This is a genomic window from Streptomyces sp. McG3 (assembly GCF_018619185.1).
Classification (GTDB): Bacteria; Actinomycetota; Actinomycetes; order Streptomycetales; family Streptomycetaceae; genus Streptomyces.
Genome location: NZ_JAAXYC010000095.1, coordinates 1 through 26,043, shown reverse-complemented (window position 1 = coordinate 26,043; position 26,043 = coordinate 1). Strand labels below are relative to the sequence as shown.

Sequence of the window (26,043 nt, the reverse complement as noted above, 5' to 3'; positions counted from 1 at the left end):
GCTCGGAGATGGGTATAAGAGACAGGGCGGAAGGGGTGGCCGGGGCGGCGGCCCGCTCGCCCGGAGCCGAGCCGGCCGGGCGCTGCTTGACCGCGTCGACGACGGCCCGGTCCGTCACCGCGGTATGGCCCTTGACCGTGCCCGCCTCGATGCCCTCCACATCACGCGTCTGGACGGTGCGCTCCCCCAGATACGTGTACGTATCGCGGTCGAAGATCCACTCGGTGCGCGAGCCGTCCGCCTCGTCGGTACGGGCGATGGCGATCCCGTGCCGGCCGGCCGCGTCGACGGAGTCGTCGACGAGGACCACCCCGGGAATCCGGGCCGCGGCACGGTAGAGGCCGGCGGCCGGCTTCGGCGGAACCACCTGCTCCCTCAGCAGGTCGCCGATGGTGCTGAAGGCCTGCTGGTCGGGGCCGTTGCCCATGCCCCGGGTCTCGTCGTAGATCTTCTTCAACAGGAGCTCCGGGTCGGTGGGCAAGGTCTTCAGGTAATCGTGGCTGGGCGAGTTGAGCGTGCGCTCCCCTCCTTCGGGGTCGTCCAGCGTGATGCCGTCGCGGCCGATGAGCTCCTTGCCGGGCTCCATCAGCCAGCCCTTGCTGCCGTCGGGCGACATCCAGACCTCGCGGGGATGGATCCTGTCGACATAGCTCCGGTTCTTCCCGTCGGCGCCCTCCCAGGAGACCAGCCAGGAGACCTCGCTCCGGACATACAGGAACTGCCCCGGGCCCGGCTCCGGCAGCTCCGCCCTGGCCGCCGCCCCGGAGATGTCGGCCACCGCATCCGCCAGCCCCGCGGTGCTGCCCCGGACCACCTGGACGACCGGGGCGGGAACGGCCCCGGCGGGCGGGGCGACCGCGCGGCCGGGGCTCCCGGGGCCGCCCGGGCCGACCGGGCCGCCTGCGAGTGCGGCGACCCCGGCGGCGGCCAGGGCCAGGGCGGCCGCAGCACCGACCAGGACCGGGCGACGGCCGGGGCGGCGGGCCGGCCGGGAGGCGTGGTCTCCCTCGTGCACACCGGCGGGCGGGGCGCCGGGCGCGGTGTCGGGCGCGGTGTCGGGCGCGGTGTCGGGCGCGGTGTCGGGCTTCCGGTTCCGGATCTCGGTCATCAGGTGCTCCTCAAGGCCGCTCAGGCGGTCGGAGGAGAGTTCCGGATCACCGGGTGCGGGCAGCAGCCGGTCCAGTTCCGCGAGGTCGAGCGGCTCTTCGCGCCGCCGCCAGGGGGTGCGGATCATCGGGTTCTCTCCTCGTTCGACCGGGCCGCTGTGGTGCGGCCACCCTGTACTTGTCCGCCGGACCCACGGGGTTCCATCCCATCGGGTTCCGTCCTGCGGGGATCCGTCATACGGGGTCCCGTCCTGCCTGGTTCCGTCCTGCGGGGTTCCCTCCTGCCGCCCCGTCGCCGTAACTCGCTGTCGGTGAGCCTGCGGAGCCGGGCCCGCGCACGGGACAGCCGGGACCGCACGGTGCCGACCGGCACGCCGAGCGCCTCCGCGGCCTCGGCGTAACCGAGACCGGCCCACACACAGAGCGCGAACACCTCCCGTTCGGCGCGCCGCAGTTGCCCCAACGCGCTTTTGGCGGCGGCGAGTTCGGCGGAGTCGGCGATCCGTCCGACGAGCTCGTCGGCGAAGTCGGGCAGAACGTCCCGCAACGGCACCCTGGCCAGCGCCCGTTCATGGCGGCGGGCGGCGCGCCCCGTGTTGCGCAACACGTTGACGGCGATGCCCATCAGCCAGGGCCTCGGGCTCTCCCCCTCGTCCCGCAGCTTCCCGCGCAGCCGCCACGCCTCCAGAAACGTCAGCGACACCACGTCCTCGGCCGCGCTCCAGTCTCCGGTGGTCCGGACGGCGTGCCGGAAGACGAGCTGGGCATGATCGCGGAACAGCTCCCGGAAGGCATCCGGATCCCCCGCGCGGATACGCGCGTGCATCGAGTAGTTCACCCCCTGACTTGTCCGCCCACCCGGCCACGTTCCGGTGACACGCATCACAGCGGACCCGCCCGAGGCACCGCGGCGAAGCCGCGAAAAGCACAGGGCCACCGACGGGCGCACGATCAACAAACCCGAGGAACGGCGCTCACCCCACCCGCTACACTGTCGGCGGCGGCCCAGTCTTCACGACGGGGCCTCCGAAACATCCCGGCCTTCGTAGCTCAGGGGATAGAGCACCGCTCTCCTAAAGCGGGTGTCGCAGGTTCGAATCCTGCCGGGGGCACAGCAAAGCAGCAGGTCGGAAGCCCTTCCGCCCGAGTGGGCGGAAGGGCTTCCGGCTGCCGGTGACCGACAAGCTGTTCCCGGAGACGTGCAAGGTCCGCCGCGACAACGGCGTCCCGCTCATCACCGAAGGAGTCGAGGGCGACCTGCCCCGGTTCCTGCCGGACGATCAGCACAGCGCCCAGCGCGGTGCCGGAGATCCTCGGTGGTCTGTCCGGTATCCAGGGCCGTCCGTACACTCGCGGCCATGTACGAATCCATCCGCTGCGCACCGTGCCTTCTCAACGGGCAGGACTGCGCCTCCCGGGAGTCGGCTCACCACGTCGCGGGGCGCCCTACCGGTGGGCAGTGACGTGCTGCCGTACGTCTACCGGATCACCAAGTACGACCCCGCCGACCGCGACGAGCACGGCAGCTATGTCGGCGCCACCGAGGCGATCAGCGACCACGGTCCGGTCGAGGACGCGTATCTGCGGGCGGTGGCCGCCTTCGCCTCGGGTGCCGGGATCGACCGCCTGGCCATCCGGGAACCCCAGGCCCCGGGCTTCGTCCACTTCGGCCTGGAGCCGGCGGTGTCCGGTCACGGTCTGACGGGCCTCTTCCCGCCGGACCTCTCCGGCTACCACGACGGGGCAACGGTGCCCGTCGCCATCGGCCTGGAACTGGTCCGGGCCATGCTTCGCGACAACGGCGCCTGGTGCCGTCTGGAGGTGGAGGGCGCCTTCGCCGTACATGTCGGGTGGGATCAATACGTCTACGTGGGCACCAGCGCGCCACCTGACCGAGCGGTGGCCCGCACCCGAGCCCTTGGACTGTTCCCGGAACGGATGGATCGCTCCCCCTACGACGCGGCTCTCGACGAGGAGGAGGGCAGCGGGCAGCGCCCCGCCGACGACGACTTCTGGGCCCAACTGCGCTGGTCCGTCGTCACGGGCAGTGCTGCGATCCTGGAGGAGTGCCACATCGACAACGCGTCGCGCTGGCACCGCCTCGCAGGCGACACGCTGGACGGGGTACGCGCTCGACTCACGCCCCGCGCTCGGTTGACCGTCTGGCCGGATCTGTCCCGGGACGTCGGCGCGGTCCTCGCCGGCCTCCCCGACGAGGGCCTGGTCGAAGTCGTCTGGGAGGACGAGAACGGGCAGATCACCAGCATCGTCGCCGACGAGACCCGGTTCGGCGAACTGGTCGAACGCGTCGATGGCGCCCGTGCCGCGACCGTCTTGTCCCTCGACGCCGATCAGCGCCACCCGCTGTTCACCGCGGTCCTGCCCGACAGCGACGGTGTGCTGCGGGCCCGGTGGAGGACCGAGCCGACGCCGAGCGACCGGCATTGGGCCATCCTGAAGACCCTTCGCAGCGGCCAGATCTGCACCGGGACGGTGATCGCGATCGCCAGTTTCGGCGTCACGTTCGTGGATATCGGCGGCTTCACCGCGATGATCAATATCCCCGAACTGTCCTGGCGGCACATCGACCATCCCTCTGACGTCGTGACCGTCGGCCAGGAGATCACCGCCGAGATCCTCGCCGTCGACATGGCCCGGCAGCGAGTTCCTCTCTCGCTGAAGTCGCTGCAAGAGGATCCGATGCGGGAACTCGTCCGACAGGTCGGTCAGATCATCACCGGCCCCGTCACGAAGCTTGTACCGTTCGGTGCCTTCGTCCGCGTCGAAGACCGGGACGACGGCTTCGAGGGCCTGGTGCACAACTCCGAACTCGCCGAGAGGCATGTCGACAGACCCGAGGACGTCGTCCGAGCCGGCGACACCCTCACGGTGAAGATTCTCGAAGTCGACCCCACGCGTCGCCGGATCGTCCTGTCACATACGCAGACACTTTCAGCCGACAGCGGTGGATCCGCTCCTCGCTGATCGTCCGGTCTCCGCCCGCCGGAACAGGTTCGGCACACATCAGGCCGTCCTGCCGGGGCACCCCGTGCTGCCGCTCTGACCTGGGTCTTCTCCCGCAGGGAGGAGTCCTGCTCGGCCCCGGACCCTCATCCGGGGCCGCTTGCGTGCCCGGTGGGGATGCGGCGGTGGATGTCCTTCAGCAGGTCGCGCATCGCCAGGTGGAAGATCTCGGCCTGGTGGCCGCCCAGGAACGCGGTGTGCCCGAACACCTCCAGGACGACGAGGCCGTGCATGTGGCCCCAGCCGCTGAGGAGGAGTGCGGTCGCCTGCGGTGGCAGGGCCGCCAGGCCGTCCGGTGACAGCTGTTCCAGATGGGCGCGGAACGGGGGCGACAGCGCCGGCGTGTCCGCCGCGGCCAGTTGCCCGGCGGTGAAGTCGCCGAACAGGACGCGCTGAAAGATCGCGCTCATCTGCTGCATCGCCCGGGTGGTCGGGCCGCCCACGGGTGCCGCGTAGCTCCGCAGGGGTGTCCCGTACAGGAGTTGGAACCGCTCGGGGTGGGAGACGGCCCACTGGCGGTAGCCCTCGGCCGCGATCACGAAGCGCGGTACGGACGGGTCGGGCGGGGTGGTGTCGGCGGCGGCCTGTACGGCGGTGGCCAGGTCCTCGTACGCCTTGGCTATGAGCACCGTGACCAGGGCGTTCCGGTCGGGGAAGTAGTGGTAGAGCGCCTGCACGCTCATGCCGAGGCTCCGGGCCACCGCCCGCAGGGACAGGGCGGCGGATCCGTGTTCGGTGATGTGGAGCTCGGCGGCTTTCACGATCTCCTGGGTGGCGACGGCCCGGCGCCGCTGTCGCAGGGAGGACGGAGCCGGCGGGTGCGCGTCTGCGGGCATGCGGCCGAGCCTACGGCGGACCAGGCCGTACCGGGAGGCCTCGGCGACCGCCTGCCCGAAATTCTGTGGCCTGCCCGAAAAAACTGACAGTGTCAGGTAAATCTCGCACTGCTCAACAACTCGTCCTCTCACTAACGTCGTTCACGGCGACGAAGCGTGCGACACCGCGCCCCTCCCCGGTGGAGAAGGGCTCCGCGGGGCACTGCGCCGGCTCCCCTGTGCACCGGGCAGACACACGTCGTTCTCACCGTTGGAGGCAAAGGAGATGTGGCGTGTTTGAACGCTTGGCCGAACTGGCGATTCGCCGTTCCCGGTCGGTACTCGTCGTGGCCGCTGCGGCCCTCGTGCTCATGGGCGCGGTCGGCGCGGGCGCTTTCGGCAAGTTGCTCGGCGGGGGCTTCGACGACCCGTCGTCCCCGTCCTCCCGGGCGGCGGTGGTCATCGATGAGAAGTTCGGGGGAGAGACGAACCTGGTGCTGCTGGTCGGTGCCGCCGACGGCTCCGTCGACTCCCCCGCCGTACGGCAGAGCGGGCAGAGCCTGGTCGCCGGCCTCAAGGAGGAGAAGGGGCTGACCAATGTCGTCTCGTACTGGGACACCGGCAGCCCGGACCTCCGTTCCGAGGACGGCCGGGAAGCCATGGTGCTCGCCCATGTGACGGGCGACGAGACACGGCAGCAGGAGAACGCCCAGCAGATCATCGACGGCTACACCGGCACACAGGACGGTGGCCTCACGGTCCGGGCCGGAGGCGGCGCGGCCGTGGGCAGCGATCTGTCGAGTCAGGTGGTCGACGATCTGATCCTGGCCGAGGCCATCGCCATACCGCTCACCCTCGTCCTGCTCCTGTTCGTCTTCGGCAGCGTCGTCGCGGCCCTGCTGCCGCTGGTCATCGCCGTCATCGCCATCGTCGGCTCGTTCGCGCAGCTCTCCCTCCTCGGCAGCGTCACCGATGTCGCCAACACCGCGACCAACCTCACCACCGCCCTGGGCCTCGGACTGGGCATCGACTACGCCCTGTTGATGGTCAGCCGCTTCCGGGAGCAGTTGTCGGCCGGGGCGAGCGTGGACGACGCCGTCCGGCGCACGGTGAGCACCGCGGGCCGCACCGTCGCGTTCTCCGCCGCGACCGTGGCGGCGGCCCTCGGGTCACTCCTGGTGTTCCCGCAGTACTTCCTCCGCTCGTTCGGATTCGCGGGAGTCGGTGTCGTCGCCGTCGCCGCCGTCAGCACGCTGTTCGTGATGCCGGCCCTGTTCGCCGTCCTGGGGCACCGTGTCAACAGCGGCCGGCTGCCGTGGGTGAAGCGGGGGCGCGTCGACGACCGGACACCTCTGTGGGGGCGGCTGGCCCGCACCGTCATGCGACGGCCCGCGATCACCGCCCTGCCCGCGCTCGCCGTGCTGCTGCTGGCGGCGAGCCCGCTGCTCGGCATCACCTTCGGCACCCCGGACGAGCGCGTGCTGCCCGAGGGCGCGGAGAGCCGCCAGGTCGCCACGGCGCTGCGGGAGAACTTCGACGGCAGCGAGGAATCGGCCCTCCACGTCGTCATCGACCAGCCGGTGTCCGAGGCCCCGTTGGCGTCGTACGCGGCCGGGCTGTCCGGGCTCGACGGCGTCGTACGCGTCGAGACCGGTTCGGGAAGCTACGCCGGAGGAGAGTCCACCGGCCCCGGGAACCCCGCCCTCGGCCGGCCCGACGCGCAGCGGATCACCGTGGTGAGCGCTCTGGAAGCGAAGTCGGAGGCGGCCCAGGGCCTGGTGAAGGAGGTGCGGGCGACCGATCCGCCCGCCGGGGCGAGTCCGCTGGTGGGCGGCACCGATGCCCAGCTGGTCGACTCCAGGACCTCCATCGGCGACCGGCTGCCCATCGCCGCGGCCCTGATCGTCCTCACCACCTTCGTCCTGCTCTTCCTCTTCACCGGCAGCGTCGTGCAGCCACTGCGGGCCCTGGTCCTCAACATCGTCAGCCTGGCCGCGACCCTCGGCGTGATGACCTGGATCTTCCAGGACGGCGCCCTCTCCTCCCTGCTCGGCTTCACGGCGCAGCCGATGGAGATGTCGATGACGGTCCTGATGTTCTGCATCGCCTTCGGTCTTTCCATGGACTACGAGGTGTTCGTGACCAGCCGGATCAAGGAACTCCACGATCTCGGCGAGGACAACGAGTCCGCCGTGACCCACGGCCTCGGCCGCACCGGGCGCATCGTCAGCGCGGCGGCGCTCCTGCTCGCGGTGAGCTTCTTCGCCTTCGGCACGGCCGAGATCAGCTTCATGCAGATGTTCGGCCTGGGCAGCGGGCTGGCCATCCTCATCGACGCCATAGCCGTACGCGGTGTGCTCGTCCCCGCCGCGATGCGTCTGCTCGGCCGATCGGCCTGGTACGCGCCCGGCCCCCTGCGGAGGTTCCACGACCGGTTCGGGCTCAGTGAGGGCGCGCCCGAGGCGGTTCCGGCACCCGCCGTGAACGCGCCGCGCGTCAAGGACTCGACGGGGGTCCGACCGGCGCCCGGGTGTGGTCGGTGAGGATCTCGGCGATCACGTGCGCCGCGATCCTCGCCATCACCGGGTTCGTGTCCCGGTAGTGCGCGAGCTCCATCAGGGCGATGGACAGCGCCCAGCCCCGCCCCCGCGTCCAGGTGGCGTCGTCGGCCGATACCGCCGTACGGAACGTCTCCCTGGCCCCGTCCGTCAGCAGGTACCAGGCCGCGATCAGGTCGACGGCGGGGTCGGCGAGACCGGTGCAGCCGAAGTCGATGACCGCGGTGAGGCGGCCCTCCGCGACCAGGACGTTGCCCGGCTGGAGGTCCCCGTGCACCCAGACGGGCCGGTCCGCGAAGGGCTCGGCGGCCAGGGCCTCGTGCCAGGCGGCGGTGGTGCTCGCCCGGTCCAGGACCCCGTCCAGGGTCGCGAGCGCCTCACGGGTCGCCGCGTCGCGGGAGGCCAGGGGTTCGCCGCGGTAGGCGGGCGGGGCGTCCGCCGGGTCGATCCGGCGCAGCGCCAGCACGAACTCCGCCAGATCGGCCGCGAGCAGGTCGGAGGCCGAAGAGCCGTCGCCGGGACCGGGGTTCGTCCCGTCCAGCCAGGTGCAGACCGACCAGGGCCGGGGAAAGGCCCCGTCCGGAACCCCCTGGGCCAGCGGGAGGGGTACGGGGAAGGGCAGCCGCGATGCCAGCAGGGGCAGCCACCGGTGCTCCGTCGCCACGTCCGCCGCACTGTCCTCGGTACGGGGGAGCCGCACGGCCTTGTCGGCGCCCAGGCGGTAGATCGCGTTCGCGGTCCCGCTCGCGCCGGCCGACTCCACGGGCAGGTCCGCCCAGTGCGGGAACTGGGCGGCGATCAGGCCGCGTACGAGCGACGGTTCGATGATCATGCGCCGATCGAACCAGGTGGCCCCGGGCACGCACAACGGGTCCCCGCCGTACGGGGAAAAAGCCGGTGCGGCGCGGCGTCCCCGTACGGGAGGATCTGCGGCCATGACCCGCCCGCCGCGCACTCTCGTCCTCCCGCCCCGGCTCACCGCCTCCGCCCGGACGCTGCGTGCCGCCGCGCTGCGGCGCGGGCTGCGCATCGTGGAGGCGACGGCCTCCGCCGCACCGGAGGGGCTGGGCGGACCGGGGCGGGCGGGATGGCCGGAGGGTGCGGGGCCGATCGCGTCCACCGCCGGCACCGGGAGCGCCGGCACCGGCAGCACCGGGAGCGCCGAAAGCACTGGGGGCGACGGGCACGCCGTGCATCTGCACGCCGGGCCCTCCTTCGCCGACATCGCGGCCCCCGCGCTCGGGATCGCCCTCCTGGAGGCCCCCGCCGACTGGCTCGCGCGGCTCCCCCGGGCGCTCACCCGGCGGGAGATACGGGCGATGCCGATCGACGAGGCGTACCGGCTGCGACGCCCCGCGTTCGTCAAGTCGCCCAACGACAAAAGCATTTCGGCGCTCGTGTACGCGGACGGGTCCCGGCTGCCCGGACCGGATGCCGTGGACCCGGCGACCGTGGTGCTGGTGAGCGACGTGATGACGTTCGCCGTCGAGTACCGGCTCCACCTGCTCGACGGGGCCGTCCACGCGGCCGGGCGGTACGCCGAGTCCGGCCGGCTCCGGCTCGGGCCGGCGGACGGCGACGCGCTCGCCTTCGGGCGGGAGGTCCTCGCCGCCGCCGGGACGACGCTGCCGTCCGCGATCGTCGTCGACGTCGGCCGGGACGACGAGGGCCGCTGGGCCGTGATCGAAGCCAACGCCGCCTGGGCGAGCGGGTGTTACTCGGCCGACCCGGACCGGGCACTCGACACGGTCCTCCGCGCCGCCGGACCCGCCACGGACCTGTCGCCGCACGACCGCGGCTTCGTGCGGTAGCCGCGAGGACCGGTCGGCCCTCGCGGGCGCGCACGGCCGCGCCAGCCGCACAGCCAATCGGTCACTCAGGCACACACCCACTCGGGCACTCAGGCACACAGCCACTCGGGCACTCGGGCGCTCGGGCGCTCAGCGGCAGGACGCTCTCATCTGGGCCGCCGCGTGGTGCGCGCCGACCCGCTTCGCGTCGCCCCAGTCGCGGCCCCGGTCGATGAGCTGGACGGCGAAGACCTCGCCCTTGACCGGGTAGGTGCGCACCGGGACCGCTCTCCCCCGGTGTTCCGTCTGGAGCACGGCGAAGCCGGTGTAGGCGGAGTCCGCGTCGTCCGGGTCGGAGAGCACCCGGTAGACGGTCGGGTCCCCGGCGGCGTCGCGCGGGTTCCCGCCCCCGGGGACGAAGACGGTCAGCGCGCACTCGCTGAAACCCCGGCCCAGCCGCCAGGACCAGGTGGCCGTGGAGCCCCGGTCCTCGGTCGGGCTGCCCGACATCGGGACCGCGCTGAACCGGCCGTCGCACCCGCCGCCGTCGAAACCGCCGGAGTCGACCGTGTACCAGCCCGCGTCCCCGCTCTCGAAACGGCCGCGCTCCCGGTACGTGCCCGCCGCGCAGCCGGGGCCCGCCCACTGCGTGAGGCCGCGGCCGCCACCGGGGGACGCGGACGGGCCGGACGGAGTGCCGCGGGGCGCCCCGGGCTCCTCCGTTTCCGCGTCCGGAGCCGGGCCGATCCTGGTGGGGGCCGCGCCGCCGACCCGGTCGGGCAGCGCGCCCGCCCGGCCCGCCGCGTCCGTGCGGGTACTGCCGCCGCCCACGCTCCCGCCGCCCTGGACCAGCAGCGAGGCGACGGTGACCAGGCCTCCGGCCACCACCACGACAACCGCCGCGAGCAGGGCCTTACGCCGGCGGGGCAGGGTGGAGAGGCGGCCCGTCAGTGTCTCGCGCACGACCCAGGAACCGTCCGCGCCGGGCGCCCGGGACGCCCCCGTACCGCAGCCGGGGCAGACCATTCCGGGCAGCGCGCCTCGGCGCCCGCCGCCGCAGTGTTGGCACGTCATGGCAGGACACCTTGCCAGGGCGCTGCCCGTGGAGGGAGATCCCGTACCCGATGGCCCGTACACGGGAGACCGGGCGGGACAGCGAACGGAACACCGGGGAGAGGGTCAGCTCAGCTCTTCGGGGCAGGGCGTGCCCGGCTGGAGCTGGTACGGGGCCGCCAGCCGGTACACGCCCGGTCGCGGCGCGAGCAGTTCGGTCCACTCGTCGCCGTACGGGCCCTCCTCGACCTTGTTCAGGCAGCCGTTGGTGTTGAGATAGGTCTTCGGCGCGGTCTCGTCGGCCTCCGACCGCGCCTTGGACTCCTCGGTCTCCAGCGGGCGTTCCACGCTCTTGCCCTTCTCGTCGACGAGGGCGAGCCAGCGCGTGTACGGGATGCGGATGAGCACCCGGCCCGCCGACTTCACGGTGATCGTCAGCTCGTCCGCGCCCGCCCGTTCCACCGTCGCGGGCGGGTCGGCGAGGGGCACCGGGTCCAGGACCCGGAAGAGCTTCCAGTTCGCGTCGCCCCAGATCTGGCGCAGGTACGGCTGCCCCTGCTCGACCAGCTCCGCCTCCTGGATCGCCCCGTTGTCCGGCCGGTCCTTGGGCAGCACCACGTAGTGCACGGCCCAGCGGTCCAGCCACTCCCGGTAGTTCACCGGGTCGAGCGTGTCGTCGTAGAAGAGCGGGTTGCGCTTCATGTCCGCCTGGCGGTTCCAGCCGCGCGCCAGGTTGACGTACGGGGCGAGCGCCGATGACTCGCGGTGACTGCTCGCGGGGACCACCTCGACCCGGCCGCGCTCCGCCTCCACCTGCTGGAGCTGGTTGACCAGCGGGGCCAGTTCCCGGTTCCAGGACGCGGCCGGCGCGGTCCGGACGATGTCGTCGACGCCCTTGAATCCGATCCAGAAGTTGAGGCCCACGAAGGCCAGGAGCAGGGCGTACCAGCGGCGGCTGCGCGGCACCGCGTACGGCAGGGCGGCGAGCAGCGCCACCCCGGCGAACAGCATCGCCATGCGCGTGATGTTCGACCCGATCTGCGAGTCGATGACGTACGTGAGCAGCGTGCCGATCCCGTAGACGGCGGCGGCGGTGCGGACCGTGCTCCAGTCGCGCGGTACGAGCACGTACACGAGGACCGCGAAGAGGAACGGCAGCGACAGCGTCCCGAGCGACATCGGCTGCGTACCGGAGAACGGGAACAGCCAGGAGGACAGCCCCACCACGGCGACCGGGGCGAGCCCGATCGCGTACGCGCCGGGGCGTCGTTTGTGGAGGAACAGCGCCGCCGCGACGACGCCCAGGAAGAGTCCGGCGACGGGGCTGGACGCGGTGGCGAGCGCGGCGAGCGGGGCGGCGACGCCGGCCTTGGCCCACCGCTTGTACCGCCAGCGGTGGGGCCAGCAGAACACCGCGGCCACCGCGCCGACGGCGAACATCATGCCGAGCCCGAAGGTCACCCGGCCGGACAGCGCGTTGCACAGGAACGCGAAGACCCCGGCGAGCGAGCAGGCCAGCGGATTGCGGACGGCCTTCACCCGCACGAGGATCAGCGCGGTCAGCAGGGAGGAGACCGTGCCGACGATCATCATCGTCGTACGGACGCCGAGCAGCGACATCAGGTAGGGCGAGACCACGCTGTACGAGACGGGGTGCATGCCCCCGTACCAGGCCAGGTTGTACGCCGTGCCGGGGTGCCGGCCCACGAACTCGGCCCAGGCGTCCTGCGCGGCGATGTCACCGCCCGTGTTGGCGAAGAAGAAGAACCAGAGGAGGTGGCCGACGGCGGCGGCGGCCGTCGCGATGGTGACGGGGTGCCGCAGCAGACGACGGGCCCTGGCTGACGACGGCTCGGGGGCCGCGGGTCCCGCCGCGGGACCCGCGGCCCCGGGATTACCGGCGGCCGTGGAGGAATCGGAGGATTCAGGGGAATCCGAGGAATCAGAGGAATCAAGGGGAGTCGGAATCCCCGGAGACTCCGACTCCGGAGACTCCGGGACGCGGGGGGACGGCACGCGAACGTGCAGGGCGTCGCTCCCGGCCCCTGTGGTCTCGTCCGCCTCGCGGCCGGGCTTCGGCTCCGCGGTGGTCACTACGGCTCTCCCCGTCCTCCGCCGGCCCCGTACCTCTTCAAGGACGCGTCCCAGCGTCCCTGAGTTGTCCGGGGACGCTAACACGTACCCCCTGCACGTATCTCCGTCATCAACGGGGAGGGGCGGCCCTCGGCGTCGCCCGCCCCTCCCCGGCCCGGTCTCTCAGCCGATCCTGGCCAGCTTGTCGCCGAAGGCCGGCTCGGTCAGATCGCTCTGCAGCACCACCGGTGCCGTGACCTTTCCGGTGCCGGTGCCCACGGTCACCATGCCGACCTCGCTCCCGGCCTTCGCGGCGTGGTCGATGCCCGTGCCGTTGTCCGTGACCTTCAGCTCGACCTCCAGACCGGACCAGCCGACCGCCTTGAGGTTCTTGGTGGCGACCACCGGGGTCTGTCCGCCGAACCCGTTGTCCACGTAGCCGACGACGTCGCCCTTCTTCACCACCGTCGCCGAGGTCGGGGCCTCCTGTGCGTCCTTGATCAGCTTCAGACTGTTCTGGAGGGACAGCTCCAGGCTGTCGTAGACCCGGCCGGTACCGGCCTGCTGGCCCATGACCGCTCCGTAGATCCACAGCACCTTGCCGTCGACCTTGGTGTTCGCGGACCAGAGCAGGTTGCCGCCCGCCGGGGTGGAGGACCCGGTCTTGATGCCGCTCACGCCGGGCTGCAGCAGGAGGTTGTTGTTGTTGTAGATCTTGCCGTCTATGCCCTCGATCTCGATCTCGGGCATGTCCACGATCTTCCTGAAGACCTCGTTGCGCATGACCGCCTGCGCCAGCTTCAACTGGTCGGTGGCGGTGGAGACCGTGGTCTTCTTCAGCCCGCTCGGGTCCGTGTACGTCGACCCGGTCATGCCGAGCTCCTTGGCCGCGTCGTTCATCTTGCCGATGAACGCGTCCTCGGAACCGGCGTCCCAGCGGGCGAGCAGTCGCGCCGCGTTGTTCCCCGAGGGGATCATCAGCAGCTGGAGCATCTGCCGCTGGGTCAGCTTCTGCCCCTTGGTCAGCGGGGCCGTCGACTCGTCGGGCCGCTTGGACTCGTCCTCGGCCTTCTGGTCGACGGTGATCGTCTCGCCCTCCTCGTCACCCTTGAGGGGGTGCTCCTGGAGGATCACGTGGGCGGTCATGACCTTCGCGACGCTGGCGATCGGGGCCGGCTTCTGCGCGCCCTCGGAACCGAGCGACCCGACGCCGTCGACCATCACGGCCGACTGCCCCTGGCCCGGCCAGGACAGCTTCGTCTCGCCGCCCCCGAAGGTGTACGTCGGCTTCGCGGTGAGCTCCAGCGAGGGCTCCGGCAGCGGGCGCATCACCTGCACGATCGCAAAGACGATCAGCAGGAGGAGCACCAGCGGGGTCCAGATCTTGACCCGCCGGACGGCGGTCCGGACCGGGGTCTCCCGGGGCGGCGGGGTGTTCGTCAGCTCGGCGAGCAGGTCGAGCGGCGGCCTCGGCGGCAACGGCTGCTGCCGGGTCCGCTCGGCCGCCGCCCAGGACGGGGCCGCGGGCGGCGGGGTAGCCGGGGAGGCGGTCTCCGGGGTGCGCGCGGGCGCCTCGGGCGCGACCTCGGGTCCGGTCCCGGCCCCGGGCTCAGGCTTGCGGGGCGCGGGGGCGGACCGTACGTCGTCGGAGCGCAGCGGCACGAACGTGCTCGTGCGCTCCGCCTCGCTCTCGGGCTTGTTCCCGGGCTTGCTCTCGGGCTTGTTCCCGGGCTTGTTCCCGGGCTTGCTCTCGCTCGTGCCGCGCGGACGGTCCTCGCTCGGCGGGAGCTTCAGCGCGGTCGTCGCCTGGTCGACCCGGTCGGCTGCGCCCACCGGCTTGACCGCCTTGAAGATGGCGGTGGGCTGATCGATTCCTCGCAGGTCGGAGGCGTCGGACGCACTGTCCGGCTCGGCGTCGGCCTTCGGTTCGGGCGTGGATTCGGGCTGGGAATCGGTCGTGGGGCCGGCCTTCGGCTCGTCGTCGGGCTCGCCGCCCCTCGACTTCGGCTCCGCGTCCGCCGCGTACCCGTCCGCACGGGGCTTCGGCGTCGCGTCCGCCTCGGGCTCCGTGTCCGGGTCCGCGTCCCGCTCCGCTGTCGCGGAGGTCTTGTCCTGGGCCTCGGACCGGGCACCGGAGTCCGCGTCGTCCTCGGTGTCCGCCGTCGGCTTGTCCTCTGCCTCGGCGCCGACCCACGCGGCCACCGCGGCACGCAGCCGGCCGTCACCGGCCTCGGCATCGGGCTCGGCCGCCGTCTCCGTGTCGGACGCCTCCGCGCCCGTGTCCGGGCTCGTGCCGCCCTCGACGGCTCCCGCGCCCTTCGAAGGCGTACCGGCCTCCCCAGAGGCCGTGGAGGCCGCCACAGGCGCGCTCTCCGGCTCGGCGGCGGTCTCCGCGTCGGCCTCGGCTCCGGAACCGGTCTCGGAGTCGACGTCCGGCTCGGACGCGGCCTCCGGCTCGGACGCGGCCTCCGGCTCGGACGCGGTCTCCGGCTCGGTCGCCGACTCACGCACCGTGGACGGGGATTCGGCCTCGGTCTCGCGCCGGGCGGCGTCCTCCGGAAGCCGGGGACGGAAGACTGCGGTCGCCGTGTCGGACGTGGCGCCCGAACCCGCGCCCGCATCCGCGCTCGCGTCCGTCTCCACGTTCCCGCCCCTGCCCGTGTCCGCTCTGTCCGTGTCCGCGTCCGTGTCCGCGCCGGGGTCACGGAACACGGCGAAGCGCGGGTCGCGTTCCTCCGCAGCCGTCCCCGACGACTTCTGCTGCTCCGTTTTGTCGGGGGACTCGCCCGCCACCGATGCCTCCTCATGCGCTGCGGGGTCACCCCGCGCTGTCCGAACCATCTACCAGTGTCCTGTGTGAACCCCTGGCCGAGCTGCTAGACGAGAACGACATACCTACTGGTTCCCATACAAAGCAGGCAGGCGCTCTCGACAGACCAATGTGAGAGGGGTCACCCTGTCAGACATCCACGCGGGGAGGCATGGATGGGCAGGAGCCGCAGAACAATCCCGGAGGAGCTTTTGCTGCTCGCTCTGGACCCGACCACGGGTACCACAGCGCAGCCGCAGTCGCTCGACCTCGGCCTGGCCGGGGCACAGCTAGTGGAGCTGGCTCTGGCAGGACGGATAGCCCCTGACGGGGATCGTATCGCCGTGGTGATGCCACGGCCGACAGGAGATCCGACTCTGGACTCCGCACTGGAGCTGCTGCGCCGTCGTGGCAGCCCGGTCCGGGCGGTCCACTGGATCGGCGGGCCCCGCCTGGGGCTGCGCCAGATCTATCTCGCTCATCTGGAGCGGTGCGGCATGGTTCATGCCGTGGCGGGCCAGATGTGCGGAGTGCTGCCGACGACTCGCTACCAAGCGACGGAGACGGCGATCAGCCGGGACATCAGGAACCGGCTGGACAGCGCGATCCGTACCGGCGTACCGCCGGACCCGCGGACCGCGGCGCTCGCCGCACTGGCCCACGCGGTCGGACTCGGCAAGCACCTGTACCCCGGGAACGAGGGGCGCTCTTCGCGCTCCCGGCTCCGGGACCTGATCAGGCACGACCCGATGGGCGGACTCGTGGCGCACGCCGTGATGGACGTCCAGAACGGAGTGGCCGTCCAGCCACGCCGTACGCAGCAGGCAGCGGGCGTTCCGTTGCAGCCGCAAGCACAGGCCCGTCGCGGCAGCATGGCGCACACCGCCGCGAGCTGACCGCACGGACCTGACAACCGCACAACGCCGTACCGTCGTCAGTCGTCACAGACCCGGTCCGGGAGCCGCACCACGCACGGGGCAGCCGGTAGTCACCACCACCGGCTGCCCCGTGCGCTTGCGCGCCCTCCCGCGCACCGGTGCGTACGCCCCCGCGCCCCGCGTGTGGCCGTTTCCCAGCGCGGCCGGGGCAAGGGGTGGCAATCTGCTGAGCAGTAGATACGCACAGCTACATAGCCGGAGGTGCCGTTTCCGTGCCGTCCAACGTCAATCCCACTGTCAGGCGACGCAGACTGGGCCAGGAATTGCGCCGCCTGCGCGAACTCAAAGGCATGACGGCCGAGGAAGTGGCGGAGCGCCTGCTGGTCTCGCAGTCGAAGATCAGCCGCCTGGAGAACGGCCGGCGGTCCATCAGCCAGCGCGATGTGCGCGACCTCTGCGGGGTGTACGAGGTCGAGGACCACCGCATCGTCGACTCGCTGATGCAGATGGCGAAGGACTCCCGCCAGCAGGGCTGGTGGCACGCCTTCGGCGATATCCCGTACAGCGTCTACATCGGCCTGGAGACCGACGCGGAGTCGCTGCGGGTCTACGAGCCGCAGATGATCCCGGGCCTGCTCCAGACCCGGGCGTACGCCGAGGCGTTGATCAGCGGCGCGCTTCCCGAGGCTCCTCCGTCGGACATCGAGAAGCGGGTCAACGTACGGTCGCGGCGGCAGGACCGGGTCAACGCGCCGGAGAACCCGCTGCGGCTGTGGGCCGTGATCGACGAGTCGGCGCTGCGCCGGGTGGTCGGCGACAAGCAGGTGATGATCGACCAGCTGGAACACCTCGTCGAGCAGTCCCATCTGCCGCACGTCACCGTGCAGGTCCTGCCGTTCGACATGGGCGCGCACCCGGGCATCAACGGCCAGTACGCGATCCTGGAGTTCCCGGACGCCGCGGACTCCAGCGTCGTCTACATCGAGGGCGTCACGAGCGATCTCTACCTGGAGAAGGCGAACGACGTGCAGCGCTACAGCGTGATGTACGAACACCTGCGGGCGCAGGCGCTGAACGTGGAGCAGACCCGGGAGTTCATCAGCAAGATCGCCAAGTCGTACACGAGTTGACGCGTCGGAGCCGGCGCGTCGCGTACGAGCCATTCCGGGAGTGAAGGGGGCGGCGGGATGGTACACCGCCGCCCACTCGCCACGGAAGGCTTACTGGAGAAAGACCATCCGGTCGAGTGAACGGCCATCTCATGGACGGGGCTTGGCGAGTAGCGTCGATCACGCCAATCGGAATCAGGTTGGTGCGACCCACCCAACTCTCTGAACCGGAGTGAACATGGCAATTCTTCAGGGTGCTACGGACCAGTGGACGAAGTCGTCGTACTCCGGGGGCAACGGCGCGTGCGTCGAGGTCAAGTCCCCGGTCGCGCTCTCCATCGCCGTACGTGACTCGAAGGCCCCCGAGGGCCCCTCGCTCGCCTTCGTCCCCGGTGCGTGGAACGCGTTCGTGCGCGACGTCGCCACGGGCACGGTCAACGCCTGACCTCGCCCCGACACCACACCACACCACCGCACCACCTGATGGAGCCCTCTCGACCGGTTCGCCGTCCTGGCCGAGGGGGCTCGGCACGACCAGGCGCCCTTCCACGGCGTCACCGCAGCCGGTCGACGTACCGGTCCGTCCCCGGCACGGTCGGCACGAACGGCGCGACCAGTTCGACCCGCCCGAGCCCCGTCTCCGCGACCGCCGCGTCGAGGCCGGTGAAGCGTTCCTCCCAGCAGCTCCGCGGATCCTCCTGGAGGAACCACAGCAGCGTCAGCCGGGTGTCGACCCCCTCGACCTGCTTCACGTACGTCATGCGGTCGCCGGGCAGGGGCGTCGGCCGGAACACCGTGACCATGGCCGCGGGCGACCCCTTCAGCCGCTTCGGGAGATGGCGCGAGCGCAGCCATTCCAGCAGTTCCGCCCGCTGTTCGGGCCCCTCCGCGTCGACGACCTGGAGGACGAGGCCCGCGTACGGGTGGTCGAGCGCGTGGAAGTCCCGGGGGCCGGCGGCGCCGTCGCGGTAGACGGTGGCCTCGTGGTCCTGGAAGGCCGTGAACACGTGGGTCCGGTCCTGGTAGACCCGGCCGTCCCGGTTCAGCCGCTTGTTGATGGCGACGGTCCACTTCATGTGGTCGTCGTAGCGCCCCTCGGTCACCCAGTAGGTCGACAGGTAGCACCCCGCGCCGACCGGCCGGGCCACCGCCGACTCCTCCGGGTACCGCAGCTCCTGGAGGTCCTTGGTGGCCACCCAGCGCCGTCCGGCGAACATCCACGGCATCGCCGTCGCGCCGGCGTAGTAGTGGTCGTCCTCGTACCAGCGGTTGTACGCGTACTCATGGCCCGGATGCGGTTCGACCATGGTGATCAGGGCGTGCCCCGGGCGCACCCCGTACGGCCCCGCCCCCGCCAGTTCCGCGTACCGCTCGCTCCCCGTGCCGCCACCGCCGTCCGCGCCACTGTTCCGCGTGCCACCGCGCCCCGTGCCACCGCTCTGCGTGCCACTGCTCCCCGTGCCACCGCTCCCCGTACCACCGCGCGCCGTACCGGCACTATCGGCCATCGCCTCTGCCCGCCTTCCTCTTCTTCCGTCCTCTTCCATCGGCTCCCGCATCCGCCTACTCTGACGGCCCGTCAGATAAACTTCCAGGGCCGGGAGGCGCCGATGTTGCTCGCGGGGAAGACCGTCATCGTGTCGGGTGTCGGACCGGGGCTCGGGCACCGGGTCGCCGAGACCGTCGTCCGGGACGGCGGGCGCGCGGTGCTCGGGGCGCGTACGGCGGCGAACCTGGCCAAGTCCGCGGCGGAGATCGATCCGGGCGGCGCGCACACAGCCCACCGCTCCACCGACATCACGGACGAGGCGCAGTGCGAGGCGCTGGCGGCACTGGCGGTGGAGCGGTTCGGGGGGATCGACGCGGTAGTCCATGTCGCCGCCTGGGACAGCTACTTCGGCGGACTCCAGGACGCGGACTTCACCACCTGGCAGTCGGTCATCGACGTGAACCTCCTGGGCACGCTGCGGATGACCCGGGCCTGCCTGCCCGCCCTCAAGGAGCGGGGCGGCTCGGTGGTGGTGATCGGCACCCAGTCCGCGCTGGCCGCCCCCTCCCAGGTGTGGCAGGCGGCGTACGCGGCGTCCAAGGGGGCGCTCACCTCGGCGATGTACTCGCTCGCCCGGGAGCTGGGCCCGGACCGGATCCGGGTCAACACGGTGCTGCCGGGCTGGATGTGGGGACCGCCGGTGCAGGCGTACGTCCAATTCACCGCGGACTCCGAGGGCGTACCGGAGTCCGAGGTGCTGGCCCGGCTCACCGAGCGGATGGCGCTGCCGGAGCTGGCCACGGACGGGGATGTGGCGGAGGCCGTCGCCTTCCTGGCCTCCGACCGGGCCCGGGCGATCACCGGCCAGTCGCTGCTGGTCAACGCGGGCGAGCTGATGCGCTGACGCGCGCGCCACCCGGCTCGGGCAGGCGCCCCGGGCCGCTCGCCCTCGCCCCCTCGCACCGCTCCCGGCTACTCGTACACGAGGCGCCCTCCCTCTCGACTTCTCGGCCGCACGGGACCCGCATCCCGTGCGGCCTTCGCGCGTTGCCGCGTACTCCCTGATCTTCTCTGCACAGCCTGACGAAGTGCCCGCCCATCGTGTGGCCGCGGTCACGTTCGCGACAACGCCCCACAAGGTCAAGAACGAGTAAAATCGTTCGCCTTACTGACCTGCGTTCACATCTATGACCATCAGGCAGCCTTGACCGACTACCCTCACAGGGGGTTCAATCCCCGAAGTCCCCGCTCCCGCAAGGGGACGCCGCTGAACGGCCGTACCGACGAAGTGCGTTCCCGTTCACAAGGCGGACCCCTGGAGGGGGACATGAACAGTCTCGACTGGGCTGTACTCATCGGCTACTTCGGCGTGATGGTCGCGATCGGACTCTGGTCGCACAAACGCGTGGACAACGTCAGCGACTTCTTCACGGCCGGCGGCAAGATGCCGTGGTGGCTGTCGGGCATCTCCCACCACATGTCCGGCTACAGCGCGGTGATGTTCACCGGCTACGCCGGCATCGCGTACCAGTACGGAATCACGTCCTTCGTGACCTGGTCACTGCCCATCGCCATCGGCATCTTCATCGGCGCGAAGCTCTTCGCGCCGCGGCTGAACCGGCTGCGCTCGCGGCTCCACGTCGCCTCACCGCTGGAATACCTCAAGAACCGCTACAACATCCAGACCCAGCAGGCGCTCGCCTGGTCCGGGCTGCTGCTGAAGATCGTGGACGTCGGCGCCAAGTGGGCGGCCATCGCCACCCTGCTGTCCGTCTTCACCGGACTCTCCATCACCCAGGGCATCCTGATCACCGGGATCGTCACCGGGATCTACTGCACCGTCGGCGGGTTGTGGGCGGACGCCCTCACCGAACTGGGCCAGTTCATCATCCAGTTGTTCGCCGGGCTGGCGATGCTGTTCGCCGTGATGAGCAAGCTCGACGGCTTCGCCACCCTGTGGACGGTCTGGGACAAGCTCCCGGAAGGGCACGCGGACCCGACCGCCGGCCCGTACACGGTGACGTTCCTGATGGCGTTCCTGTTCATCAAGACGTTCGAGTACAACGGCGGCATGTGGAACCAGGCCCAGCGGTACATGGCGACCGACTCGGCCGCCTCCGCCACCCGGTCCGCCCGGCTGTCGGCGATCCTGTGGTTCGTCTGGCCGCTGGTGCTGTTCTTCCCGATGTGGGTCGCCCCGCTCCTGGTCGACGCGCAGAAGCCGGACGCCTCCGACAGCTACGCCCTGATGACCGAACAGCTGCTGCCCCACGGCCTGTTGGGCCTGGTCATCGTCGGCTTCTTCTCCCACACGATGGCCATGTGCTCCTCGGACGCCAACGCCATCGCGGCCGTCTTCACCCGGGACATCGCCCCGACGCTCTCGAAGGCGGCGCGCGGCTGGAACGAGCGGGCCGGGCTGATCGCGGCCCGCTGGACCACCGTGGCCTTCCTCGCGCTGTCGATGGCCATCGCGACGCAGATCAACTCCCCCGCGTTCAAGGACATCATCACCGTCGTGATCAAGTGGGTCGCCGGGCTGATGGGCCCGATCGCGATCCCGTTCATGCTGGGTCTGCTGCGCCCCTTCCGGAAGTCCGGGCCGACGGCGGCGCTGGTCAGCTGGGCCTCGGGCCTGTTCGCCTTCTGGCTGGTCAACTACCCGATCCACTGGGCCGTCGAGGGCGGGGTGCCGCTCCAGTACCAGGTGTCCGTGCCGCTCGCCGTCTCGCTCGTGCTCTACATCCTGATCGGCTTCGTGAAGCCGGAGGACACCCCGGAGCGCGACGCGCTGCTGACCCGGATCAACGAGGGGGACGGGGACGACGACGGGGACGGTACGGCGACGGCCGCCGTGATCCCCGCCCAGGACGGAGGCCCGGCCCCCGCCCCCCAGCCGCGCCGGTAGTCGGCCTGCCCCGCCCCTCAGCCGCGCGGGTAGCGGGCCAGCCAGCCCGGGGCTACGGCGGCCGGGCTGTGCAGGGCGGGGCCCTGGGTCATCTCCATCGCGAAGTCGTCGGCCAGTTCGAGGAGCGTGGCCCGCCCCTCCAGCTCCGCGAGCCAGGCCGGCGGCAGCGCGGTCTCGCCGTGCAGCGCCCCGAGCAGCGCCCCGCAGACCGACCCGGTGGCACGGGAGGGGCCACTGTGGTTCACCGCGAGCCGCAGCCCGTGCCGGACGTCCTCGCTGACCAGCGCGCAGTACACGGCGACGGCGAGGACCTCCTCGGCGGCGTCGCTCGCGCCCAGCGCCTCGATCAGGGCCGGGCCCGGGATGCCCTGCCGCACAGAGCCGAGGGCCTGCCGCAGGGCCTCGGTCACCGGCTCGTGTCCGGGGCGCTCGGCGAGCAGGGCCAGGGCGTTCTGCACGGAGGCGTCCAGGCTCTCGCCGCGCGCGAGCCCGTGCACCAGTACGGCGAAGGCTCCGGCGGCAAGCTGGGCGGCGGGGTGCCCGTGGGACTGGGCCGCGCACTCGACGGCCAGCTGGAGCACGAGCCCCGGCTCCCAGCCCACGAGGAGCCCGAAGGGCGCGGACCGGGTGAGGGCGCCCGCGTCCCGGGCGGTGGGGTTCTTCGGCCGGTCGAGGGTGCCCATGACGGGGTCGCCGAAACCGCCCAGGCATTCCCGGGCCGGCTCGCGGCGGGCGTAGAGCCACTCCTCGGCGGCCAGCCAGCCGTTGTCCTCGCGCCGCTCGTCGGGCCCCCAGTCGTACTGGGTGGCGGCCCAGCGCAGATGGGCCCGGTGCACATCGGTGGGCGGGTGCCAGGCCCCGGTGTCGCGGCGGACCTGGGCGCGGATCAGCCCGTCGACGGTGAACAGGGTGAGCTGGGTGAGGGCGGTGACGGCGCCGCGTCTGCCGTGCGCGGGGACGTAGTCGACGACCCCCTCGACGCCGTGGGCGGCGCGGATCTCCTCCAGCGCCAGCCGGCTGACCCCGGCCCCGAGCGCGTCCCCGACGGCTCCGCCGAGCAGGGCCCCGCGCACCCGGCTGCGGAAGTCCTGCTGTTCGGCGCGGCCCCAGACCGCCGTGGTCCCTGTGCTCACCCCGCCCCCTCCCCGTCACCACGTGCTCGCCCGCGCGGGCCTCTGCGGGCGACCGCGCAAGCACTGTAATCGAACGGGAACGGGCGGTAGAGGGGGCGACCTGGGTACGTACGGGTATGTCGACGGACGTCCCGCAGGTCGTTTTTGACCCGGTGGGGAAGTCAGCGTCCGGGTCGCGTCTGGGCCGCCGCGGCCGCCAGCACGGCGTCGGCCAGCTCCGCGGCCGTACGTCCGCCGCCGGTGTCGACCCGGGCCAGGCCGAGCGCCTCCACGGCGTCCAGCATCCGCGCCTGATAGTGGACGGTACGGGCCAGGAACCGGTCCATGAGGTGGCGTTCCGCGTCCGTCGCCTCCTCGTAGCGGCCCGCCGCCCGCACCCGGTCGCGTACGACCGTGTCGTCGGCGGTGAGCCACACGGCGGCCGTACGGGGAACCGTCAGCCGGGCGACCCACGCGGGCCAGAGCGCCGAGCCCTCCAGGACCAGGCCCGGAGCCCCGGCCCCCGCGCGGTCGGTGATCAGCTCCTCGATGCGCGGCCGGAGCCGTTCGTAGTGGTCGAGGACCGAGGCGAGGAGCTCGTCGGTGGTCAACGTCCCGTAGTGCTCGGCGACATGCGGCGGCACCTCGTGCTCCGGGGTCCGCCAGGGCCGTCCCGGGTGCCGGGCCAGGCCGTCCGTGGAGCGGTGCTCGCATCCGAGCCGCTCCGCCACCGCCTCGGCGACGGTCGACTTCCCGGTGTTCGAGGTCCCGCCGATCAGCACCACCCGCACATCGCGCATGCCCCCGACCCTACGGCCCCGTCCGGGCCCCCAGCCGCTCCCGCTGCACCCGCGCCCAGGCGTAGTCCGGGTCCAGCTCCAACGCCCGGTCGAGGTCCGCCAGCGCCTCCGGGATCCGGCCGAGCGCCTCCAGCGCGAGGGCCCTGCTGCCGTACGCCCAGGCGTAGTCGGGGTCCAGGACCAGGGCCCGGTCGTAGCAGGCGACGGCCTCACCGGGCCGGCCCGTCGCCCGGTAGACCTCGCCCCGCTCCCCCTCCGTTCCGGCCAGACCGGGGGACAGCTCCTCGGCCCGGTCCAGGTCGGCGAGGGCGCCCACCGGGTCGCCCAGGACGGTGCGGACCCGGGACCGCCTCACCAGCGCCCAGGCGTACTCCGGCCACAGCGCGATCGCCCGGTCGAAGTCGTCCAGCGCCTCCTCGTGCCGGCCCAGCACATGGCGGACCAGGCCCCGGCTGCCCAGCGGCACCGCGTCGGACGGGTCGAGGGCGTGCGCCCGGTCCAGGACGGTCAGGGCCTCCTCCAGGCGGCCCATCCGCCGGTAGGTCTCCCCCCGCTCGCGCACCGCCCAGGCCCAGGCGGGCGCGATCTCCTCGGCCCGGTCCAGATCGGCGAGGGCCTCCTCGTAGCGGCCGAGCGAGCGCAGGATCACCGCCCGGCCCTGGTGGGCGCGTTCGCTGCCCGGGTCCACGGCGATCGCCCGCCCGTGGTCGGACAGCGCGGCGTCGAGCTCCCCGGCACGGAAGCGGTCCCAGGCGCGCACCACGAGGGCGGCGGCCCGGTCCGTGTCGGCCAGCTCGGCCCGGGTCAGCAGGAGCCCCAGGGCGGCGGTGGGCCGGGGCCCGTGGTCCGTTATGGCGGCCAGCAGGTCCCGGCCCCAGTCGCGCAGTGCGGCGTTGTCGGCGTCCTCGCCCGCCTCCGCGAGGGTCCGGGCCCAGTGGCGGGCGCGGGACGGGGCCTGCCCGCACAGCTCGATCCCGGCGCGCAGGGCCTCGGGCAGCGCGGTGCGGGGGCGGGCGCAGAGCCGGTGGTAGAGCACGTCCAGGGCCGCCCGGCGCCAGGGCTGCCCGGCCCAGAGGCGCTCCGGGTCGATGCCCTCGGCCGCCGCGTCCCGCCGGGCGGCGAAGGCGTCGGCCAGCCGGTCGTGCGCCGCCTTCCACCGTCGCGGCGACCCGGTGCGCTGGAGGCGGAGCATCGGGGCCCGGACGACGGCGTGGTAGCGGGAGTGGCCGGAGTGCCGCTCGGCGACGAACGGCAGCTCGTGCAGCCAGTCGTAGAGATCGGGCACGGCGTGCGGCCCGTTCCGCGGTGCGGCCACGGCGACGGCGACCAGGTCCTCGTCGAACCGGCGCGGCAGCGCGCAGGCGAGCGCGGCCGCCCGGCGGGCCGGGTCGCTCTCCCCGGCCAGGAAGCGTTCGACGGCGGTGGCGTTCGCCTCCCCGGCCGCCCCGGGGTTGGCGGCGAGCGTGGAGACCAGGACGGGCAGCCCGCCGGAGAGCCGCAGCACCTCCCGTACGACGGACTCCGCCACCACCCCGCGCCCGTGCAGGAGTTGGCGTGACTCGGCCTCCGTGAACGGCCCGAGCGGTACGTCGGCGACCAGCCGGCTCCGGTCGCCCCAGTGGACGGGGTCGAGGCGGCGCTGACCGGCCAGGGTGAGGACGAGGTTGGCGGGCAGGTCGCCGTACCGGCCGGGGGTCAGCAGGTCCGCCAGCCACCGGTCCAGTTGGGGTGCGGTGCGCTCGTAGGTGTCCAGGAAGAGGGCGATCCAGGGCACGGTGTCCGCGACCCGGTCCAGCTCGGCGACGAAGACCGGGGTGAGGACCCGTACCGGTTCCGCCAGCAGCAGCGCCTCGTCCTGCTGCCGGACCCGGCCCCCGAAGACCGCCCGCAGTCCGCCCGCGCCCCGCGCCACGACCGCCGGGTCGATGCCCCCGGCGAGCGCCCCGACGACGGGTATCGCCCCGGCCGCGATCAGCCCGGCCTGCGCGGCGGCGAGCGCCCCGGGGGAAGGGGCCCCGCCCGGCGTCCCGCTGTCCGCCGCGAGCCGTCCGGCCGCGTCGTGGCGCGCGCGCCGGTAGGTGGCGAGCAGCCGGTCCAGTGCCTTGAGCGGGTGTCCCTGCTCGGCGAACTGCGCGGTGAAGTCGGCGAGTACGTCCGGCACGGAGTCGGCGCTCTCGTCGACCGACGCGGTCAGCGCCCCGAACTCCCCCGCCACCTCCCGCCATTCCCGTACGAGCGAGGTCTTGCCGACCCCGGCGTTGCCCCGCACGTGGAAGACGAACCGGTGCCGGGGGTCCTCGGGCGGCAGCGCGAAATTGGCTCGGTACAGGCCGAGTTCGGCGTGCCGCCCGACGAAGGCGGCGCGGCGCTGCCCTTCGACGATCTGCTGGAGGGAGAGCCGGCGGGGGCTGGGCGGAGGCATGGGGCCAGTCTGTCAGCGGACCCGGCCGTCCGGGACCCGGGCGTCAGGGAGCCGGGCAGCCGGAAGCCGGGCAGCCGGAAGCCGGGCAGCCGGGAGC

General features: G+C 72.3%; 19 protein-coding genes and 1 tRNA gene. 9 read left to right on the top strand and 11 right to left on the bottom strand.

Annotated features, from left to right (window positions below; translation table 11 throughout):
- Positions 1–1,234: CU044_5270 family protein (locus tag HET64_RS17565; protein WP_215106636.1), on the bottom strand; the 1,234-nt coding region annotated here is incomplete at its 3' end.
- On the bottom strand, positions 1,231–1,932 hold the full coding sequence (locus HET64_RS17560; protein WP_215106634.1) for an RNA polymerase sigma factor: 702 nt from the start codon (positions 1,930–1,932) through the stop codon (positions 1,231–1,233). The genes HET64_RS17565 and HET64_RS17560, both read right to left, overlap by 4 nt.
- 213 nt (positions 1,933–2,145) lie before the next feature.
- Between HET64_RS17560 and HET64_RS17555 the strand changes: the two genes are divergently transcribed.
- Positions 2,146–2,218: transfer RNA gene (locus tag HET64_RS17555), tRNA-Arg, on the top strand.
- Between the two features lie 340 nt (positions 2,219–2,558).
- A complete protein-coding gene (locus tag HET64_RS17550) occupies positions 2,559–4,091 on the top strand; it encodes a S1 RNA-binding domain-containing protein (RefSeq protein ID WP_374105560.1) in 1,533 nt (510 codons plus the stop codon).
- Positions 4,092–4,216: 125 nt separating this feature from the next.
- On the opposite strand, the gene HET64_RS17545 is transcribed toward HET64_RS17550, so the two are convergent.
- The gene (locus tag HET64_RS17545) at positions 4,217–4,966 is read right to left on the bottom strand and encodes a TetR/AcrR family transcriptional regulator (protein WP_215106633.1); all 750 of its coding nucleotides are present in this window, start codon (positions 4,964–4,966) and stop codon (positions 4,217–4,219) included.
- Positions 4,967–5,238: 272 nt separating this feature from the next.
- On the opposite strand from HET64_RS17545, the gene HET64_RS17540 reads away from it, so the two are divergent.
- Positions 5,239–7,488 carry an MMPL family transporter gene (locus tag HET64_RS17540; RefSeq protein WP_215106631.1) on the top strand — a complete coding sequence of 750 codons (2,250 nt, stop codon included), beginning with the start codon at positions 5,239–5,241 and terminating at the stop codon, positions 7,486–7,488.
- Here HET64_RS17540 and HET64_RS17535 read toward each other — a convergent pair.
- Positions 7,442–8,335, bottom strand: coding sequence for an aminoglycoside phosphotransferase family protein (locus tag HET64_RS17535; protein ID WP_215106629.1), 894 nt, complete (start codon positions 8,333–8,335; stop codon positions 7,442–7,444). The two genes, HET64_RS17540 and HET64_RS17535, sit on opposite strands and share 47 nt — an antisense overlap.
- A gap of 103 nt (positions 8,336–8,438) precedes the next feature.
- Here HET64_RS17535 and HET64_RS17530 point away from each other — a divergent pair, with 103 nt between their 5' ends.
- Positions 8,439–9,314: an ATP-grasp domain-containing protein gene (locus tag HET64_RS17530; RefSeq protein ID WP_215106627.1), complete on the top strand. Its 876-nt coding sequence runs from the start codon at positions 8,439–8,441 to the stop codon at positions 9,312–9,314.
- Between the two features lie 129 nt (positions 9,315–9,443).
- Here HET64_RS17530 and HET64_RS17525 read toward each other — a convergent pair whose 3' ends face one another.
- The 3 genes from HET64_RS17525 to HET64_RS17515 form a co-directional block, all read right to left on the bottom strand.
- Positions 9,444–10,319, bottom strand: a complete 876-nt coding sequence (locus HET64_RS17525) for an adhesin (protein ID WP_215106640.1) — start codon at positions 10,317–10,319, stop codon at positions 9,444–9,446.
- Positions 10,320–10,472: 153 nt separating this feature from the next.
- Positions 10,473–12,440: an MFS transporter gene (locus HET64_RS17520; protein WP_215106625.1), complete on the bottom strand. Its 1,968-nt coding sequence runs from the start codon at positions 12,438–12,440 to the stop codon at positions 10,473–10,475.
- Positions 12,441–12,602: 162 nt separating this feature from the next.
- On the bottom strand, positions 12,603–15,212 hold the full coding sequence (locus tag HET64_RS17515) for a serine hydrolase (protein WP_215106623.1): 2,610 nt from the start codon (positions 15,210–15,212) through the stop codon (positions 12,603–12,605).
- Between the two features lie 192 nt (positions 15,213–15,404).
- Here HET64_RS17515 and HET64_RS17510 point away from each other — a divergent pair, with 192 nt between their 5' ends.
- From HET64_RS17510 to HET64_RS17500, 3 genes are all read left to right on the top strand, one after another.
- Positions 15,405–16,124 carry a GPP34 family phosphoprotein gene (locus HET64_RS17510; protein WP_003968450.1) on the top strand — a complete coding sequence of 240 codons (720 nt, stop codon included), beginning with the start codon at positions 15,405–15,407 and terminating at the stop codon, positions 16,122–16,124.
- 254 nt (positions 16,125–16,378) lie between these two features.
- Positions 16,379–17,236 carry a helix-turn-helix transcriptional regulator gene (locus HET64_RS17505; RefSeq protein WP_215106621.1) on the top strand — a complete coding sequence of 286 codons (858 nt, stop codon included), beginning with the start codon at positions 16,379–16,381 and terminating at the stop codon, positions 17,234–17,236.
- A 217-nt stretch (positions 17,237–17,453) separates the two neighbouring features.
- On the top strand, positions 17,454–17,660 hold the full coding sequence (locus tag HET64_RS17500) for a DUF397 domain-containing protein (RefSeq protein WP_215106619.1): 207 nt from the start codon (positions 17,454–17,456) through the stop codon (positions 17,658–17,660).
- A gap of 109 nt (positions 17,661–17,769) precedes the next feature.
- Here HET64_RS17500 and HET64_RS17495 read toward each other — a convergent pair whose 3' ends face one another.
- On the bottom strand, positions 17,770–18,723 hold the full coding sequence (locus tag HET64_RS17495) for a hypothetical protein (RefSeq protein WP_251145463.1): 954 nt from the start codon (positions 18,721–18,723) through the stop codon (positions 17,770–17,772).
- Between the two features lie 102 nt (positions 18,724–18,825).
- Here HET64_RS17495 and HET64_RS17490 point away from each other — a divergent pair, with 102 nt between their 5' ends.
- Both HET64_RS17490 and HET64_RS17485 read left to right on the top strand, forming a co-directional pair.
- Positions 18,826–19,608 carry an SDR family oxidoreductase gene (locus HET64_RS17490; protein ID WP_215106617.1) on the top strand — a complete coding sequence of 261 codons (783 nt, stop codon included), beginning with the start codon at positions 18,826–18,828 and terminating at the stop codon, positions 19,606–19,608.
- 423 nt (positions 19,609–20,031) lie between these two features.
- A complete protein-coding gene (locus HET64_RS17485; protein WP_215106615.1) occupies positions 20,032–21,612 on the top strand; it encodes a sodium:solute symporter family protein in 1,581 nt (526 codons plus the stop codon).
- Between the two features lie 17 nt (positions 21,613–21,629).
- On the opposite strand, the gene HET64_RS17480 is transcribed toward HET64_RS17485, so the two are convergent.
- The 3 genes from HET64_RS17480 to HET64_RS17470 form a co-directional block, all read right to left on the bottom strand.
- Positions 21,630–22,745 (bottom strand): ADP-ribosylglycohydrolase family protein, encoded by a 1,116-nt coding sequence (locus HET64_RS17480; protein ID WP_215106613.1) that lies wholly within the window; start codon positions 22,743–22,745, stop codon positions 21,630–21,632.
- A 161-nt stretch (positions 22,746–22,906) separates the two neighbouring features.
- Complete coding sequence (locus HET64_RS17475; RefSeq protein WP_215106611.1) at positions 22,907–23,524, bottom strand: AAA family ATPase; 618 nt, start codon at positions 23,522–23,524, stop codon at positions 22,907–22,909.
- A 10-nt stretch (positions 23,525–23,534) separates the two neighbouring features.
- Positions 23,535–25,946 (bottom strand): tetratricopeptide repeat protein, encoded by a 2,412-nt coding sequence (locus HET64_RS17470; protein WP_215106609.1) that lies wholly within the window; start codon positions 25,944–25,946, stop codon positions 23,535–23,537.
- Positions 25,947–26,043: the final 97 nt, after the last annotated feature.

Excerpts from the sequence above, each read along its gene's own strand:
- HET64_RS17560 (WP_215106634.1), bottom strand. The coding sequence starts at position 1,932 with ATGCACGCGCGTATCCGCGCGGGGGATCCGGATGCCTTCCGGGAGCTG.
- HET64_RS17545 (WP_215106633.1), bottom strand. The coding sequence starts at position 4,966 with ATGCCCGCAGACGCGCACCCGCCGGCTCCGTCCTCCCTGCGACAGCGG.
- HET64_RS17535 (WP_215106629.1), bottom strand. The coding sequence starts at position 8,335 with ATGATCATCGAACCGTCGCTCGTACGCGGCCTGATCGCCGCCCAGTTC.
- HET64_RS17530 (WP_215106627.1), top strand. The coding sequence starts at position 8,439 with ATGACCCGCCCGCCGCGCACTCTCGTCCTCCCGCCCCGGCTCACCGCC.
- HET64_RS17525 (WP_215106640.1), bottom strand. The coding sequence starts at position 10,319 with ATGGTCTGCCCCGGCTGCGGTACGGGGGCGTCCCGGGCGCCCGGCGCG.
- HET64_RS17510 (WP_003968450.1), top strand. The coding sequence starts at position 15,405 with ATGGGCAGGAGCCGCAGAACAATCCCGGAGGAGCTTTTGCTGCTCGCT.
- HET64_RS17500 (WP_215106619.1), top strand. The coding sequence starts at position 17,454 with ATGGCAATTCTTCAGGGTGCTACGGACCAGTGGACGAAGTCGTCGTAC.
- HET64_RS17495 (WP_251145463.1), bottom strand. The coding sequence starts at position 18,723 with ATGGCCGATAGTGCCGGTACGGCGCGCGGTGGTACGGGGAGCGGTGGC.
- HET64_RS17490 (WP_215106617.1), top strand. The coding sequence starts at position 18,826 with ATGTTGCTCGCGGGGAAGACCGTCATCGTGTCGGGTGTCGGACCGGGG.
- HET64_RS17485 (WP_215106615.1), top strand. The coding sequence starts at position 20,032 with ATGAACAGTCTCGACTGGGCTGTACTCATCGGCTACTTCGGCGTGATG.
- HET64_RS17475 (WP_215106611.1), bottom strand. The coding sequence starts at position 23,524 with ATGCGCGATGTGCGGGTGGTGCTGATCGGCGGGACCTCGAACACCGGG.
- HET64_RS17470 (WP_215106609.1), bottom strand. The coding sequence starts at position 25,946 with ATGCCTCCGCCCAGCCCCCGCCGGCTCTCCCTCCAGCAGATCGTCGAA.